This is a genomic window from Amycolatopsis keratiniphila (genome assembly GCF_000400635.2).
Lineage (GTDB): Bacteria > Actinomycetota > Actinomycetes > Mycobacteriales > Pseudonocardiaceae > Amycolatopsis > Amycolatopsis keratiniphila.
Genome location: NC_021252.1, coordinates 1,368,552 through 1,383,920, shown reverse-complemented (window position 1 = coordinate 1,383,920; position 15,369 = coordinate 1,368,552). Strand labels below are relative to the sequence as shown.

The window sequence follows — 15,369 nt, the reverse complement described above, 5'->3', positions numbered from 1 at the left end:
GTGCCACAGCGGAGCCATGATCGTGCGCTGAGCGGCGTCTCAGCCGAGCCGCGCGAAGATCTCCCGGACCTCGGCCAGCGCCTTCTCCCGCTCGGCGTCGTCCTCGTACCAGCCGTCGGCGGCACGGTCTCCGACGATCGCCTCGGGCGTGAACTCCTCGCCGAACCGGTAGTCGCCGAGGCAGTAGGTGAATCCCGACTCGCTGAGCGGATCCAGGCCTTCTTCGCGACAGTGGTCGAGGAAACCCTCGCCCTGCCGCCATCGCTCCCCGTCGAACCAGAACACACCGCCGGCGTAGAGGATCATCGCCCCCGATTCGGCGACGAGGTTCAACGACTCGTAGTTCTCGGGCTGGTCCCGCACGAGCGCGACGAGGTCTTCGGGGACGCCGCGGTACAGCGCCTCCTGCACCGAGTAGTCGCCCTCGGCGAACAGGTTCAGCTCCGACTCGTGGTCGAAGGTCAGCAGCAGCGCTCGTCCGTCCGGGGTGAAGTACCAGACCGCCGACTCGCCGCCACCGTTGTTCCAGGCGTACCGCACCGCGCCGTCGACCTCGATCGGCTCGATTTCGGTGACCGCGTCGATCACCGCCGCACGCCGTCGTACCTCCGCGAGGGATGTCGCACCGAGTGCGGCCCAGATCTCTTCGCTCACCCGCGCAGGCTACCGGTACGCACGTGGCCGATCCGGATCCGCTGCGGGTGGTCACCGACCGGGACGGACTTCACCTTCGCGCCGGTCGCGAAGTCGATCGCCGTCACCTGGTCCGAACCGCTTTCCGAGATGACGCAATGCCTTCCGTCGCCGCTCACGGTCGCCCAGTACGGCTTCGCCGCCGTCACGAGCTGCGCCTCCCGCAGGCTCGCGCGGTCCACAATGGTCGCGTAGTCGTCCATCGTCCCGGCGACGCAGAGCTTGTCGCCCGCCGGGCTCATCGAGAGCCCGTGGTGCCGCGAGTCGTTGACCCAGGTGGTGCGGTCCTCGCTGGTGGCCGGGTTCTTCGGCAGCGTCTTCGATCGCGTGATCCGGTCGGTGGCGACGTCGTATTCGAGAAGGCCGTTGAAGAACGACACCTGGAAGTACAGCTTCGACTCGTCGGGGGTGAAGGCCACCGGCCGGACGGCGTCGGAGAGATCGCCGCGCCCGAAAGCGTCCAAACGCTCACGCATGTCGATCACCTTCACCTGCTGGAAGGTGGTCGCGTCGACGACGGTGAGCCGCCGGTCGCCCTTGGTGAAGTCCTGCCACGGCGCGTCGAGCGCGGTGTTCACCTCACCGATCGAGCTGTTCCACAGGTACCGGCCGCCGTCGGTGTAGGTGTTCTCGTGCGGTTTGTCGCCGGTCTTGAACGAGCCGCGCTGCCGCCCGGTCTCGATGTCGAGCACATGGACGGTGTTCGACGTCGAGGCCGACACCGCGATGCTGCGGCCGTCCGGCGACACGGCCATGTGGTCGGAGCGGAAACCCGACACCGGGAACCGCCAGTTGACGCGGCCGGTGGCGAGGTCGATCGACACGACGTCGGCGAAACTCGGGCGCGACGCGACCACCGCGCGGCCGTCCGGAGTGGTGTAGAGATCGTCGACGAGCTGGTCGTGTCCCTCGCCGACACCGTTGCGGATACCGAGGAAGAACGCGAGCTTGATCGGGTTCAGGTAGATCTCGGTGAGCCGTTCGTCCTTGTCCGGCACCATGTTCACGCGCGCGATCTTCGCGTAGTCGCCGGAGGGCGCGATGACGTCCGCGGTCCCCTCCCAGTTGTTGCCCACGAACAGCACCTGCCGCAGGCCGTCTTCCGCGGCGGCGGGCGCCGAGCCCAGTGCCGCGGCGAGGCAGGTCACGAGGACGGTGGCCAGCAACCGGCGTTTCCGCATCACGCGCACCTTTCGGCGAGGGCCTGTTACCTTTCGGTAGCTCACAGGAAACCAACCGGCCGGACACCCTCGGTAGGGGACGGTCGCCAAGGACCGCCGGCTTCGTTGTGCACCGGGCACAATCCGCGCGGGAAGGCGGTGGCGATGGCGCACCGGTCGCTCCACGACGTGCTGGCCACGATGGCCGCCGACGCCGATGTCGTCGACGAGGTGGTCCGGGCGGCCCGCACGGAGTCGCCGGAAGTCGCGACCCTGCCGGTGAGCGAGAACCGGCGGCACGTCGCGATCGTGCTCGCCGCCGGACTCGCCTCCTTCGACCGGCCGGGCGGCGCCGGGGAGCAGGACTACGCCGCGGCCGCCGTCCTCGGCGCGGACCGGGCCGCGCAGGGCGTGCCGCTCGCCGCGCTGCTGCGCGGGGTGCAGGCGGGCCGCAGCCGCGCGGTCGAAATCGCCGTCGAGCGCGGCAAGGCCGCCGGGGTACCGGACGACGTCATGCTGGCGGCGCTGGTCGACTTCGACCGGAACACGCGCGCGCTCGAACGGCAGGTCATCGCCGGGTATCACGAGGCCGAACTCGAACTCTCCCGGACGGTGCACGACAGCCGCGCCCGGGTGCTGCGGCGGTTGCTGGGCGGCGACACGACGGCGCCCTCGGCCGAGGAGGTCGCGAACGCCGGGCTGAACCCTGGCGGGCGCTATCACTGCCTGCTCTCCGACGTCGGCGATCCGTACCAGGCGCGGGTCGTCGAACGACGGCTCGGCGCGACAGGCGGCGTCTTCGGCCTGGTCGACGGGCGGCTGACCGGGCTGGCGCCGCGGCTTCCCGCTCCGTCGGCGCTCGGCGACGACGTCCTCATGGTGGTCTCCCCCGCCGTCCCGCTCGCGGAGGTCCGCGGGATGCACGCGCTGTGCGTGATGGCGCTGCCGACGGCCGCGCGGTCCCGCGGTCTGCACGCGGTGGCCGATCTGGCCGTCGAGACCGCGCTCGCCGCCCAGCCGGGGCTCGCGGCGCTGCTCGGTGACACCCTGCTGAGCGCGCTGACGCCGGGCGATCCCTTCCACGAGCAGCTCGTCTCGACCGCGCTGGCCTACCTCGACCACGGGCGGCGGCTCGACCAGACGGCCGCCGCGCTGCACGTCCACGCGAACACCGTGCGGTACCGGCTCGCCCGCCTCGGCGAGATCACCGGTGCGTCGCTCGACCCGCCGGAAGACGACGGCGGTACGCACGTGCGGCACACCGTCGGCTGGTGGTGGGCGCTGCGCACCTGGCGCTCGGGCTGAACCGCCGGGGTCCGTCGCGCGTGTAACCCGATGAAGGCTTCTCCACCCGGAAGGAATCCCGCCTTGTCGGTTTTCACGCGCCCCGCGCTGGTTGGCCTGCCGGGCGACCGGACGTCCGCCCGCGAGATCGCGTCCAGCGCGGCGACCACCCTGTCCGCCGTCCTCGTGCTGTTCGCCCTGCTCGCGCCGGACGACCTCGACACGCTGACCCCCGAGGCGTTCGTGCGGTTGCCGGTGGAGGCGCTGCTCGGGGTGGCGGTGGTGCTCATGCTGCGCGACGGCGCCCGGCGGACCGTCGCGGTTTCGGCGGGCGCGCTCCTCGGCCTGCTGACCGTGTTCAAGGCCATCGACATCGGTTTCGGGCTCGCGCTGAACCGGCCGTTCAACCCGGTTTTCGACTGGGGTGTGCTCGGCAACGGCGTCGATCTGCTCGGCACGTCGATCGGCCGGGCCGGCGCGATCGCGTCGTTCGCCGGGCTGACGCTGCTCGCGGCGGTGGTGATCGTGCTGATGGCGCTGGCCGTGCTGCGGTTGAGCCGGGTGGTGGCCGGACGGCGCACGGCGTCGGCCAGGGTGACGGCCGTGCTCAGTGTGGTCTGGATGGTGTGCGCGGTCTCCGGCGCGCAGCTCGCTCCGGGGCAGCCTCTCGCTTCGCGCAGCGCGGTCGCCTTCGCCTACGACGACCTCCGCCAGGTTCGGGCCGGAATCCGGGACAGGCAGGCCTTCGCCGAGGAAGTCGCCGTCGACACCTTCCGTGGCACGCCGTCTTCCGGACTGTTGAACGCGTTGCGCGGCAAGGATGTGCTGTTCACCTTCATCGAGAGCTACGGCCGGGTGGCCGTGCAGGACTCGGACATCGCGCCCAAGGTCGACGCGGTCCTCGACGCCGGGACGGCGCGGCTGAAGAACGCCGGCTACGGCTCGCGCAGCGCGTTCCTGACGTCGCCGACGACGAGCGCGGGCAGCTGGCTGGCGCATTCCACGTTCCAGTCCGGGGTGTGGGTCGACAGCCAGCACCGCTACGACGACTTCGTGAAGACCGACCGATTCACCCTCGGCGGTGCGTTCAAGCGCGCGGGCTGGGAAACCGTCGGCGTCGTTCCCGCGCACACCGAGGACTGGCCGGAGGGCAAGGTCTACGGCTACGACCGCTACTACGACTCACGGAACATCGGGTATCACGGCCCGCGGTTCTCCTACGCCACGATGCCGGACCAGTTCACGCTTTCGGCTTTCCAGCGCGCCGAACGCGCGAAGCCGGACCGTCCGCCACTGATGGCGGAGATCGACCTCGTCACCAGTCACTGGCCGTGGACGCCGCTCCCCCGCATGATCGACTGGGCCGCCGTCGGCGACGGATCCGTCTACGACCCCATGCCCTCACAAGGGAAAACGCCCGAAGAGGTCTTCACCGACCCCGCCAAGGTGCGCGGCGCGTACGGCGACTCGATCGCGTATTCGCTGGAATCGCTCATTTCGTACGTGGAGACGTACGGCGACGACGACCTCGTGCTCGTGTTCCTGGGCGACCATCAGCCGAACCCGATCGTCGCCGGCGCGGGCGCGGATCACGACGTCCCGATCACCGTGGTCACGCGGGACGAGGCCGTGCTCGACAAGGTCGCGGCGTGGCACTGGCAGGACGGCCTGAACCCGGACCGGAACGCGCCGGTGTGGCGAATGGACACGTTCCGGGACCGGTTCCTGACCACTTTCGCCCGCTAGCCGGTGGCGTCGCGATACCGGTCGGCCAGCTCGCGCAAGTAGTCGACCAATTGCGGGGGTTCGGTGACTCGGAAAGGGGCGTTGAGGAGTCCTAAGTGGACGGCCATCGTCTCGATGCTGTCCGCGCCGGTGTGCAGGACGCAGGTGTTCGCGTCGACGGCCTCCACCGTCCCGACGGCCGGGTTGATCCGCGCGGTCACCTCTTCGGCGGACGCGTGCACGGTGACGTCGGCACGGTATCGCCAGGCGGCGGACGACACCCCGCGCCGCACGCGGTCGGTGACGTCCTCGGGCAGTTCGCGCGCGGTGAACCGCGGGCCGGTCGGGACGCGCGGGGTCAGCCTGTCGACGCGGAAGGTGCGCCAGTCGCCGCGGTCGAGGTCCCAGGCGACCAGATACCAGCGGCGTCCCCAGTTCACCAGGCGATACGGCTCGACCTTGCGGAGGCTTTCCGAACCGTCGTGCGTCCGGTAGCCGAACCGAAGGACCTCATGATCCCGGCAGCAGGCCGTCAGCACGGTGAGCGTCTCGGCGGCGACACGCGGGCCGGGGTCGTCCCTCGGCACCGGGACCGTGTACGCCTGCAGGGTGTTCACGCGGCGCCGCAACCGGGACGGGAGCACCTGCTCCAGCTTGGCGAGCGCGCGCAACGACGTCTCCTCCACGCCCGCGATGGTGCCGCCGGCCGCGGTGCGCAGGCCGATCGCGACCGCGACGGCCTCCTCGTCGTCCAGCAGCAGCGGCGGCAGATCGGCGCCCGCGCCGAGCCGGTAGCCGCCGACGGAGCCGCGGGTCGCGTCCACCGGGTAGCCGAGCGCGCGCAGGCGCTCGACGTCGTTGCGGATGGTGCGGGCGCTGACCTCCAGGCGTTCCGCCAGTTCGGTGCCGGTCCAGTCACGGGGAGTCTGCAGAAGAGAGAGCAAACGGAGTAATCGTGCCGAAGTTTCCAACATTTCTTCAGACTGCTCCTCCATTAGGAACGGGATGTTCCTAATGAGACTCTACCTTGGTCTCATGAGCGAAAACACCGAGATCAAGCCCTTCCGCGTCGAGGTCCCGCAGGCCGAACTGGACGACCTCGCCGACCGTCTGGCCCGCGTCCGCTGGGCGAACGAGCTGCCCGCCGACCAGGTGACCGACGGGGTGCAGCGCGGACCGGTCACGCCGGGCTGGGAGTACGGCGTGCCCCTGGAGTACGTGCGACGGCTCGTCTCGTACTGGCGCGAGGGCTACGACTGGCGGAAGTGGGAGGCGAAGCTCAACGAGTACCCGCAGTTCACCACGGAGATCGACGGGCAGAACATCCATTTCCTGCACGTCCGCTCGCCGGAGCCGGACGCGACGCCGCTGATCCTCACCCACGGCTGGCCGAACTCGGTCTTCGAATACCTCGATCTGATCGACCAGTTGACCGACCCGCGCTCCCACGGGGGCGACCCGGCGGACGCGTTCCACGTGGTCATCCCGTCCCTGCCCGGGTTCGGCTTCTCCGGCCCGACGCGCGAGAAGGGCTGGAACCGGTACCGCACGGCTCGGGCCTGGGCCGAGCTGATGCACCGCCTCGGCTACGAACGCTATGGCACGCACGGGAACGACGCCGGTTCGTTCGTCGCCCCCGAGGTCGGCCGCGTCGACGCCGAGCACGTCCTCGGCGTGCACGTCACGCAGCTGTTCTCGTTCCCGAGCGGTGACCCGGCGGAGTTCGAGGGCATGACCGAGAAGGAACTGGAGTACCTGCAGTTCCTCCAGTCCTTCAACGACGACATGTCCGGCTACGCGAAACTCCAGGAGAGCGCGCCGCAGAACCTCGCGCACGCGCTGGCCGACTCGCCGACCGGGCAGCTGGCCTGGAGCGCGCAGCTGCTGTCGGCCACGAGCGACGACCACGTGCTCACCAACGCCACGCTGTACTGGCTCACCAACACCGCGGCTTCGGCGGCGCGGTTCTACTACGAGGACAAGCACAGCGAGCACCCGGCCGAGCCGACGACCGCGCCGACCGGGCTGGCCAGCTTCGCCTACGACTTCCGGCCGCTGCGGCGCTTCGCCGAGCGGGACCACGCGAACATCGTTTCGTGGCAGGAATTCGACCGCGGCAGCCACTGGGCGACGCAGGACGCGCCGGACCTGCTCGTGGGGGACCTCCGGGCGTTCTTCCGCAAGCTCTCCTGAGCAACGCACTCACGTGATCGAAGGCGGAACTCGCGTGATCAGAGGCGAAACACATGAGTGCGGCCTCCAATCACGCGAGTCACGTCCCTGATCACGCGAGTCACGCCTTCGCTCACGCCACACCAGTCCGTGAAGTACATGAAGGCCCCCTTCCTTGCGCCTGGCGTAAGGAAGGGGGCCTTCATGTACTTGGGGGAGGTGTGAAGGTCGAGTTTCCTCGGCTGAGCCGAGGGAAGGGCCCTTCACGCGCGATCTCTGAAGGTAGTGAAGGCCTCCTTCACTACCTTCAGAGTAGGCAAGGAGGCCTTCACGGACTTCGGCCACTCACGAGGTCACTCGGCCATGCGGTGCAACAGGAAGATCCCGTTCAGCAGCGGCCGGTCGAGCCGCTGCCCGTCGGTCGCCACGTACTCGTCGAGGATGTCGAGGATGCGGTTGTCGAGTTCGGTGGCCTCTTCCGGCGAGAGATGCAGCGCGAACCGCTCGACCACCCGCACCGAACCGGGCCCGGCCTCGCGGAGTTCGTCCTGGAAGGCCTCGATCGGCCCGAACCGGGTGTCTTCGTCCTCGCCGTTCAACGGCCCGTCCAGCCACCAGGTCTTGCCGGCACCGCGATAGGGCTTTTCGAGCGCGCCGCTCGCCCCGGTGCGCACCGGGGCCTGCTCCAGCAGGCCGGCCTCGACGAGTTGCCGCACGTGATAGAGCACCGTGCCGGGGTCCTTGCCGAGCCGGTCGGCGAGTTCCTTGTTGGTCAGCTCCCGCTCGCCGCAGAGCCGGAGGATCCGCAGCCGCAAGGGATGACCGAGCGCCTTGGCCTCCCGCGCGGTCGCTTCGCGCCGCCTGTCCGCGACCCTCGCGGCGACCTGATCGTCCATGGGCGCAGCGTAGCCGACCGATGGAGAAGGCAGACATCGATGGAGTTTTCTCAATCGATGTGCGATCCTCGATCGGTGACCTCACTGGGGACCGCCTATCGGCGGCTGTGGAGTTCGTCGGGGCTGTCGAATCTGGCCGACGGGATCGTCAAGGTCGCGCTCGGCCTGGTGGCCGTCCAGTTCACCCGGTCGCCGTCGCTGGTCGCGGGGCTGGCGGCCGTGTCCTCCTTGCCGTGGCTGGTGTTCGCCCTGCACGCCGGGGTACTCGCCGACCGCGTCGACCGCCGCCGCGCGATGCTCGCCGCGAATCTGGTCCGCGCGGCGCTCGTCGCCGTGCTCGCGGCGGCGATCGCGCTGGGATCCGGGTCGATCTGGCTGCTCTACGTCGTCGCGCTGGGGCTCGGGATCGCCGAAACGGTCCACGACACGGCCGCGCAGGCGATCCTCCCGCAGATCGTCGGCCGCGACCGGCTGACGCGGGCCAACAGCCGTCTCTACGCCGCCGAACTCACCGCCAACGAATTCGCCGGCCCGCCACTGGGCGGTTTCCTCGTCGCCGCCGGCGCTTCCGTCGCGTTCGCGGCGCCCTCGGCGCTCTGGATCGTCGCGCTCGCCGCGCTCTTCTTCGTCCCCGGCACGTTCCGCGCCGATCGGCCGCGGAGCACGAGCGTGCGCGAAGATCTGGTCGAGGGCCTGCGTTTCCTTTGGGAGAACCGGATTCTCCGGATCCTGGCGGTCATGGTCGGCGGGTTCAACCTCGCCACGAGCGCCGTGATCACGCTCTTCGTGCTGTACGCGGTGGGCCCGTCGTCGGCGATGGGACTGTCCGAACAGGCCTACGGATTCCTGCTCGCGGTCATCGCCCTCGGCAGTCTCGCGGGGTCGTTCGCGGCCGAGCGGATCGAACTCGCGCTCGGCCGCTCCCGCGCGCTGGTGCTCAGCCTGCTCACCGGCGCCGCCTTCGCCGGGATTCCCGCGGTGACCACGGATCCGTACGTGATCGGCGCGGTGTTCTTCCTCGGCGGGGCCGGGGTCGTGCTGTGGAACGTGATCGTCGTTTCGCTGCGGCAGCGGATCATCCCGGACCACCTGCTGGGCCGGGCCACCAGCGGCCACCGGCTCGTCGCCTGGGGGACCAAACCGCTGGGCGCTGCGGCGGCCGGGCTGCTCGCGGAGGTCTTCGGGCTGCGGCCGGTGTTCGCGGGGGCGGCGGCGGTGATCCTGGCGCTGTCGCTGCTCACCCCTCGCGAGTGGTGAGCACCGACTGAACGGCCTCCGGGGTCCGCCCGACCACGGTCGTGCCGTCGTCGGCGGTGATGATCGGCCGCTGGATCAGCTTCGGATGCGTCGCCAGCGCCTCGATCCACCGCTCACGGTCGACGGGAGTGCGCCCCCACGTCTTGAGTTCGAGTTCCTTCGCGATCGGCTCGGCGGTGCGGGTGATGTCCCACGGCTCGAGTCCGAGCCGCTTGAGGACGACCTTCAGTTCCTTCGCCGTCGGCGGCTCCTCGAGGTACTTCCGCACGGTGTACTCGGCCCCCGCCTCGTCCAGCATCGAAACCGCGGACCGGCATTTGGAACACGCCGGGTTCACCCAGATCTCCATCCGGGACCACCTCCCTTCGAAAAGTACTCACTCGATGAGCACTTTGCTTCCGATGATGGTCACAGACATTACGACGAAAGGAACCCCGGCCATGGACGAGACCACCTTCAGCGCCGCCTCCCCCGCCGAGTGGCGTGCCTGGCTCGCCGAGAACGCCGGGACCGAAAAGGAGGTCTGGCTGGTCATCCGGCACAAGGACAGCGGCGTCCCCAGCGTCCGGATCGAAGAGGCGATGGAGCAGGCGCTGTGCTTCGGCTGGATCGACGGGCTGCACCGCAAGAACGACGCCACCAGCTCGCGGCTGCGGTTCACCCCGCGCAACCCCCGGAGCACGTGGAGCCGGGTCAACCGCGAGCGGGCCGCGCGCCTGATCGCCGGAGGGCTGATGACCGAACGCGGTCAGGCGATGATCGACCTCGCCAAGGCGAAGGGCCGTTGGCAGGTCGTGCCGGACGGCGACGGCGTCCCGGAGGACCTGCGCGCCCGGCTCGACGCCGACGACGACGCCCGCACCCACTTCGAGAAGTTCCCGCCGTCGTCGAAGCGGCTGATCCTGGAATGGATCCTGACGGCGAAGAAGCCGGAGACCCGGGAGCGGCGGATCGCCAAGACCGTCGAACTCGCGGCCGTGAACGTCCGCGCGAATCACCCGGTCCGGTGACTCAGTTCGGTTCGCACCGGGCGACGAGGAGGGCGATGTCGTCCTGCGCCGGGATGTTGCCGACGAGCGCGGCCATTACGCGCGCGCAGACCACATCGGGCTGGTCCGCGGAGATCACGCCCGCGAGCCGCTGCAGGCCGACGTCGATCAGCTGGTCCCGGCGCTCGACGAGACCGTCGGTGTAGAAGGCGAGCACGGCACCGGCCGGCAGTTCGACGACAGTTCTTCGGCGCCCCGGCCCGGTGACCCCGATCGGCGGATCGACCGGCGCGTCGACGAACACCGACGGCCCGCCGGGCGGCGCGAGCACCGGCGGCAGATGCCCGGCCAGTGAGATCGCCATGCTGTCGCGCGAAGCCGTCACCAATCCGTACACGACGGTGGCCAGCGAACCCGGCTCGAAATGCTGCACCTTCCTGTCCAATTTGGACAGTACTTCCGCCGGGTCGTCCGATTCGAGCGCGTAGGCGCGAAGCGCGCTGCGCAGCCGTCCCATGATCACGGCGGCGTTGAGGCCGTGCCCGGCGACGTCGCCCATCACGATGCCGAGCCGTCCACCCGGCAGCGCGAACAGGTCGTACCAGTCACCGCCGACCCCGGGTTCGGTACCCGGGACGTACCGCGCGGAGAACTGGATTCCCGGGACGGCGGGCAGCCGCGCGGGCACCAGGCTCCGCTGCAGCGCGGCCGCGGCCGCGCGATCGGTCGACGAGAGTTCGATCTGCGCCGCCAGCGCGAGCCGCGCGGCCACCAGCTGCAGCAGTTCGATGTCGGTCGCGGAGAACTCCCTGGGCGTCAGCGACCCGACGTGCAGGACCCCGATCAGTTCGTCGCCCGCGACCATCGGCACGCCGAGCAGCGTGCTCAGCCCCCGTTCCCACAGGAGCGAGTTCACCACCGTGGTCTCGTCGACGTGGTCGATGATCACCGGACGGCGCTGCGCGGCGACCTTGCCCGCGAAACCGGCACCGACGGGCACCCGCACGTCCTGGTAGACCTCTTCCTCGATCCCGGAAGCGGCGATCGCCAGCAGCTGCTGGGCCGCCGGGTCGTGCCGGAGCACCGTGGCGGTGTCGACGCCGAGCACCTCGCGTACGCGCGCCAGGATCGTGGCCATCACCTTGTCCTGGCCGAGGTGCCCCAGCTCCGTGTCGGTGATGGCTTCGAGCACCTGGAGCCGGTCGGCGGCGGTCGGGGTCTCGGGCATGCGCAGAGCCTAGCCAGCCCGGTCGGTGGCCACCGCCCAGCCCGCCGCCAGTCCGTCGAGGTCAGCCGCCAGTACGGCACTCGGCGGAATGGCGTCCCGCGGGACCCGGCAGGCGAGCGCCGTGCCGAGCCCGGCCATCCGGATGACGCCGTCGATCAACACCTCCGGCTCCTCCGCCCAGTCGAACCCCGGCTGGGCGATCAGCAGGCTCACGCAACCGTGCATCGCCGACCAGAGGCCCATCGCGAGGACCTCCGGTTCGCCGTGCAGGATCCCGGCCCGTACGCAGGCGGCGGTCGCGTCGGCGAGATACCGGAAGCAGGCGACCGCGCCGGGCGACGAACCGCCGGAGGGACGCATCAGGAGCACGCGGTACTGCACCGGATGGTCGAGGGCGAACCGGGCGTACACGCGTGCGCGGCGGCTGAGCGCGCGCATCGGATCGGCGACCTCGACGGCGTGCTCGCGCATGCGGTGCGCGAGTTCGTCCCACACCCGCAGGCAGACCGCCTCCAGCAAGGCGTCCCGGCTGGGGAAATGCGCGTAGACCGACGGCGTGGAAACGCCGGTGCGGCGCGCGACGGCCCGCAACGTCAGCGCCTCGTCGGTGCCCGCCTCGCCGAGCAGGGCGTCGGCGGCGGACAGGATCTCGCCGCGCAGCCTGTCCCCTTCACCCGGCCGCGCCTTCGTCCGCTTCGCGCCCATGCCGTGATGCTGCCAGCATTGACTTGACACCGTCAACTTGACGGTGTCAGCTTGGCGGTATGGCGCATTTCCGGACCGCGACCGCCCTCCGCCGCCGAGGCGGCGACCCGGTCTTCGACACCGAGCTCGATCCACAGTGGACGATCGGGACGAAGCTGCACGGCGGCTATCTCCTCGCCGTACTCGCCAAGGCGGCCGCCGAGGTGTCGTCGCATCCGCATCTGACCGCGATCAGCGGCTCGTTCTCGGTGGCCCCCGAGCCCGGCCCCGCGGTCGTGGAGGTCGAGGTGCTGCGCGAGGGCCGCGGCCTCACCCAGCTGCGCGCCCGGCTGAGCCAGGGCGGCGCGCCCTGCACCGAAGCGCTCATCACCCAAGGCGTCCTGACCGAGGGCGACGCGTGGTGGTCCGGAGTGGACCCGGTCGAGATCCCGCCGGAGCAGGACTGCCTGCCCGTGCCCGCCGACGGCGGCGGCGGCTTCCGCATCGGCCTGATGGACGTCGTCGAGCAGCGCCTCGACCCGGCCGCGGCGGGTTTCGCGGTGGGACAGCCGTCCCGGAAAGGCGTCATCTCGTCCTGGCTGCGGCTCGCCGACGGCAGCGACTGGGATCCGGTGAGCCTGCTCGTCGCGCTCGACCCGGTACCGCCGATCTCCTACGACCTCGGCATCGCGGGCTGGGCGCCGACCGTCCAGTTCACCGCGTACCTGCGCGGGCTCCCGGCGCCGGGTCCGGTGCGGGTGCGGATGCGCGCGGGCGAACTCGGCGGCGACCGGATGGACGAGGTCGCGGAGCTTTGGGACGAAAAGAACCGGCTCATCGGGCAGGCGACCCAGATCGCCGCCGTCCGTCTCCCCTGAACCACCCGAAAGCGGGTTCATGACGCGGCGCCGGGAGCTAAGATCCGGCTTCGACGTCATAGTTCTGGGGGCAGGACCATGGAAGTGGAACCACGTCGCGCGGGCGAGAACGACTCCGGCTCCGGCGGAGCCGAGATCACCCGGCTTTGCCGGACCCTGGTGCCGCTGGCCGCCGCCGGCAAGTACGCCGAGGCCGCGTCGACCTATCGCTGGGTGAGCAGGGCCTCGTCCGGCGACCCGCTCCGGTACGGCGATCACGCGCTGCGGCTGGAATTCTGCGCCCTCACCGGCAACGAGCACACCGGTCTCGATCTTCTGTCGCTTTTGGACGGTGTCGGCGACCATTCGGACGCCGTCGGCAGGCTGGAGTTCTTCGCCTCGGCGGCGCTGCTCACCCGCCGGTTGACGGAAACCGGATACGGCGAGATCCCGTTTGTCCTCAACGGCCCGTACGACGGCGTCTCCCTGAGCAGGCTGCACGAGCGGATGCGGGCGGCGGCCTTCGTCGAAGCCGAAGAACTCGACGGACGCGAGCACTCCGGCTACTTCACCGGCTACGCCGAACGGAAGATGGCCGCGAAACCGGTCGCGGAATTCGTCCCGCTCCTGCCCTCGGCGCTCCCCCGGGTGCCGGTCCTGCCGCCGCCCGGACTGTCCGCGGAGGAACTCGTCATCCGGGCGGAGATCCACAATCACCGGTGCGAACCGGAGGAGGCGCGAGCCTGTCTCGACGCGATCGAAGGCGTCCCGGACGAAATCGCCCCTCGGCTGAGCGAACTGCGCGCGATCTTCTTCCAAGGTGAGGACACCGAGAAGCGGCTGCGCGACGCCGCCGCCGGATTCCGGCGCCAGGGCGACGAAATCCGCTTCCTGCTCAACCAGTGCTGGCTCGGCCTGTGGCTCGTTTTCGACGATCAGGCCGAGACCGGGGTGGCGCTGACGACGGTGGCCGCGTCCCGCTTGCGCGCCGGGACGGACGAACGCGCCGCCTGCTGGGGCGAATACTGGCTGGCGCACGTGCTCTCCGGACAGGGCCGCACTTCCGAGGCGTACGAGGCCTTGCGGCGGGGCGCCGAGCGGGCCGGCGCGGTGGGTGATCCCTTGCTCCTCGGGACTCTTCTGTGTCTCGAAGCGTCGTTGCGCAACGGCGACGGCGAGGATCCGGTGACCACACTGGAACTCGCGCGGTCGGCGACGGACGCCTTCATCGTCGGGAACGTCGGCGAGAAGGCCGTCGAGGCGGTCGAACAGGTCCGGATCGCTTACGAGCGCACGGGATCGCTCGACGAATTGGACGTCTTCGTGGAGCACATGCTGGCGACGCTGCCTGTGGGCGGCCCGGAACGGTTGCGCGGACATCTCCGCCACCTCCGGGCGTTGTCGCTGATCGGCACCGGCAGGTTCGCCGAAGCCGTCGACGACGCCTACGCGTCTCTCGGTGTCTCCGCGTCGCAAGGCAAGGACACCGCGGAACATTGGTACGTCCTCGTCACCGCACTGCACGGCGCCGGCCGCTACGACGAGGTGCTCGACGTCGCGCCCCGCGCCATCGCTCTGCTCGCCGCGTCACCGGACTGGGGTCACCGCTGCCGGTGGATGTACGCCGACAGCTACCGCGCGCTCGGCGAATCTTCCCGCGCCTTCAACGAATACGCCGTCCTCGCCGAAATACTCCACGATTCGGGCGACACCGGGCACTCCTACATCTCGGTGAGCATGGCCGCCGCCGAACAGCTCGATCTGCTCGGCTACGGCGCCAACGCCGCCGACTTCTACGCGCGGGCCGCCGACGCGGCCTTGGCGATCGGCGGCGGGTACGTGGCCGCCACCTGCCGCAACGCCGCGACGCTTTCCCGGCTGCGGTCCGGCGACGTCGACGCGGCGCTGAGCGCGCTCGACGCCGCGGAAACCGCTGTGCACGCCGTGGAAACCGAAACCGTGCCCGCCAGGGAGCATCTCGTCGCGCAGCTCGACCACGTCGCCGCCCACGTGCTCAGCGCCGCCGGCCGGGTCCGCGAGGCCGCCCGCCGCGCGCTCCGCGCCGCCGAAACGTTCCACCGGATAGGCGAAGCCGAATCCGCCCGCGACGTCGACCTGTTGCTCGAACAGATACTGCTCGGCGACCAGAAGTGACGTGCCGTCTCGGTCCAGTGGGTCGTGAGTGGCGATTCGGGTTAGAACCCGAATCGCCACTCACGACCACCTGTACCGAGACGGCGGCTTCGCGTGATTGGGCGGACGACACCCGTGATCAGATGGACGACACGCTCGCGGCGAAGCTTTCGTCGTGAGTCGTCCGTTCAGACACGCGTGTCGTCCGTCGGATCACGTGAGTCGTCCATCCAGTCACGCGAGATCGCCAGTAGGTACTCAGGACACGGTTGGTCCTAACCCGAATCGCCA

The 15,369-nt window shown here is 70.1% G+C and carries 14 protein-coding genes; 7 read left to right on the top strand and 7 right to left on the bottom strand.

What is annotated here, in order from left to right:
• Nucleotides 1-39: 39 nt before the first annotated feature.
• Nucleotides 40-654 (bottom strand): hypothetical protein, encoded by a 615-nt coding sequence (locus tag AORI_RS47750; protein ID WP_016331741.1) that lies wholly within the window; start codon nt 652-654, stop codon nt 40-42.
• On the bottom strand, nt 651-1,874 hold the full coding sequence (locus AORI_RS47745; RefSeq protein WP_016331740.1) for a YncE family protein: 1,224 nt from the start codon (nt 1,872-1,874) through the stop codon (nt 651-653). Before AORI_RS47745 ends, AORI_RS47750 begins: the two co-directional genes overlap by 4 nt.
• A gap of 144 nt (nt 1,875-2,018) precedes the next feature.
• Between AORI_RS47745 and AORI_RS47740 the strand changes: the two genes are divergently transcribed.
• Together AORI_RS47740 and AORI_RS47735 are read left to right on the top strand one after the other, a co-directional pair.
• Nucleotides 2,019-3,158, top strand: a complete 1,140-nt coding sequence (locus AORI_RS47740; RefSeq protein WP_043847930.1) for a PucR family transcriptional regulator — start codon at nt 2,019-2,021, stop codon at nt 3,156-3,158.
• 63 nt (nt 3,159-3,221) lie between these two features.
• Nucleotides 3,222-4,883, top strand: coding sequence for a sulfatase-like hydrolase/transferase (locus AORI_RS47735; protein WP_016331738.1), 1,662 nt, complete (start codon nt 3,222-3,224; stop codon nt 4,881-4,883).
• Here AORI_RS47735 and AORI_RS47730 read toward each other — a convergent pair.
• On the bottom strand, nt 4,880-5,836 hold the full coding sequence (locus tag AORI_RS47730; protein WP_016331737.1) for a helix-turn-helix transcriptional regulator: 957 nt from the start codon (nt 5,834-5,836) through the stop codon (nt 4,880-4,882). The two genes, AORI_RS47735 and AORI_RS47730, sit on opposite strands and share 4 nt — an antisense overlap.
• A 61-nt stretch (nt 5,837-5,897) precedes the next feature.
• Between AORI_RS47730 and AORI_RS47725 the strand changes: the two genes are divergently transcribed.
• The gene (locus AORI_RS47725; RefSeq protein WP_016331736.1) at nt 5,898-7,055 is read left to right on the top strand and encodes an epoxide hydrolase family protein; all 1,158 of its coding nucleotides are present in this window, start codon (nt 5,898-5,900) and stop codon (nt 7,053-7,055) included.
• A 332-nt stretch (nt 7,056-7,387) separates the two neighbouring features.
• On the opposite strand, the gene AORI_RS47720 is transcribed toward AORI_RS47725, so the two are convergent.
• Nucleotides 7,388-7,930 (bottom strand): ArsR/SmtB family transcription factor, encoded by a 543-nt coding sequence (locus AORI_RS47720; RefSeq protein ID WP_016331735.1) that lies wholly within the window; start codon nt 7,928-7,930, stop codon nt 7,388-7,390.
• Nucleotides 7,931-8,005: 75 nt separating this feature from the next.
• Here AORI_RS47720 and AORI_RS47715 point away from each other — a divergent pair, with 75 nt between their 5' ends.
• Entirely contained in the window at nt 8,006-9,187 is a 1,182-nt protein-coding gene (locus AORI_RS47715) for an MFS transporter (protein WP_228688310.1), read from the top strand.
• Here the strand turns inward: AORI_RS47715 and AORI_RS47710 are convergent.
• Nucleotides 9,168-9,536, bottom strand: coding sequence for an arsenate reductase family protein (locus tag AORI_RS47710; protein ID WP_016331733.1), 369 nt, complete (start codon nt 9,534-9,536; stop codon nt 9,168-9,170). The two genes, AORI_RS47715 and AORI_RS47710, sit on opposite strands and share 20 nt — an antisense overlap.
• A 91-nt stretch (nt 9,537-9,627) precedes the next feature.
• Between AORI_RS47710 and AORI_RS47705 the strand changes: the two genes are divergently transcribed.
• Nucleotides 9,628-10,197: a YdeI/OmpD-associated family protein gene (locus tag AORI_RS47705; protein WP_016331732.1), complete on the top strand. Its 570-nt coding sequence runs from the start codon at nt 9,628-9,630 to the stop codon at nt 10,195-10,197.
• A gap of 1 nt (nt 10,198) precedes the next feature.
• Here AORI_RS47705 and AORI_RS47700 read toward each other — a convergent pair whose 3' ends face one another.
• Nucleotides 10,199-11,404: a PP2C family protein-serine/threonine phosphatase gene (locus tag AORI_RS47700; RefSeq protein WP_016331731.1), complete on the bottom strand. Its 1,206-nt coding sequence runs from the start codon at nt 11,402-11,404 to the stop codon at nt 10,199-10,201.
• 9 nt (nt 11,405-11,413) lie between these two features.
• Nucleotides 11,414-12,109 (bottom strand): TetR/AcrR family transcriptional regulator, encoded by a 696-nt coding sequence (locus tag AORI_RS47695; protein ID WP_016331730.1) that lies wholly within the window; start codon nt 12,107-12,109, stop codon nt 11,414-11,416.
• 59 nt (nt 12,110-12,168) lie between these two features.
• Between AORI_RS47695 and AORI_RS47690 the strand changes: the two genes are divergently transcribed.
• A complete protein-coding gene (locus AORI_RS47690; RefSeq protein ID WP_016331729.1) occupies nt 12,169-12,966 on the top strand; it encodes a thioesterase family protein in 798 nt (265 codons plus the stop codon).
• A gap of 78 nt (nt 12,967-13,044) precedes the next feature.
• Nucleotides 13,045-15,099 (top strand): hypothetical protein, encoded by a 2,055-nt coding sequence (locus tag AORI_RS47685; protein WP_016331728.1) that lies wholly within the window; start codon nt 13,045-13,047, stop codon nt 15,097-15,099.
• Nucleotides 15,100-15,369 lie beyond the last annotated feature (270 nt).

Bases quoted from the DNA above. Each gene is read 5' to 3' on its own strand.
- AORI_RS47745 (WP_016331740.1), bottom strand. From the start codon at position 1,874: ATGCGGAAACGCCGGTTGCTGGCCACCGTCCTCGTGACCTGCCTCGCC.
- AORI_RS47740 (WP_043847930.1), top strand. From the start codon at position 2,019: ATGGCGCACCGGTCGCTCCACGACGTGCTGGCCACGATGGCCGCCGAC.
- AORI_RS47730 (WP_016331737.1), bottom strand. From the start codon at position 5,836: ATGTTGGAAACTTCGGCACGATTACTCCGTTTGCTCTCTCTTCTGCAG.
- AORI_RS47725 (WP_016331736.1), top strand. From the start codon at position 5,898: ATGAGCGAAAACACCGAGATCAAGCCCTTCCGCGTCGAGGTCCCGCAG.
- AORI_RS47720 (WP_016331735.1), bottom strand. From the start codon at position 7,930: ATGGACGATCAGGTCGCCGCGAGGGTCGCGGACAGGCGGCGCGAAGCG.
- AORI_RS47710 (WP_016331733.1), bottom strand. From the start codon at position 9,536: ATGGAGATCTGGGTGAACCCGGCGTGTTCCAAATGCCGGTCCGCGGTT.
- AORI_RS47705 (WP_016331732.1), top strand. From the start codon at position 9,628: ATGGACGAGACCACCTTCAGCGCCGCCTCCCCCGCCGAGTGGCGTGCC.
- AORI_RS47700 (WP_016331731.1), bottom strand. From the start codon at position 11,404: ATGCCCGAGACCCCGACCGCCGCCGACCGGCTCCAGGTGCTCGAAGCC.
- AORI_RS47695 (WP_016331730.1), bottom strand. From the start codon at position 12,109: ATGGGCGCGAAGCGGACGAAGGCGCGGCCGGGTGAAGGGGACAGGCTG.
- AORI_RS47690 (WP_016331729.1), top strand. From the start codon at position 12,169: ATGGCGCATTTCCGGACCGCGACCGCCCTCCGCCGCCGAGGCGGCGAC.
- AORI_RS47685 (WP_016331728.1), top strand. From the start codon at position 13,045: ATGGAAGTGGAACCACGTCGCGCGGGCGAGAACGACTCCGGCTCCGGC.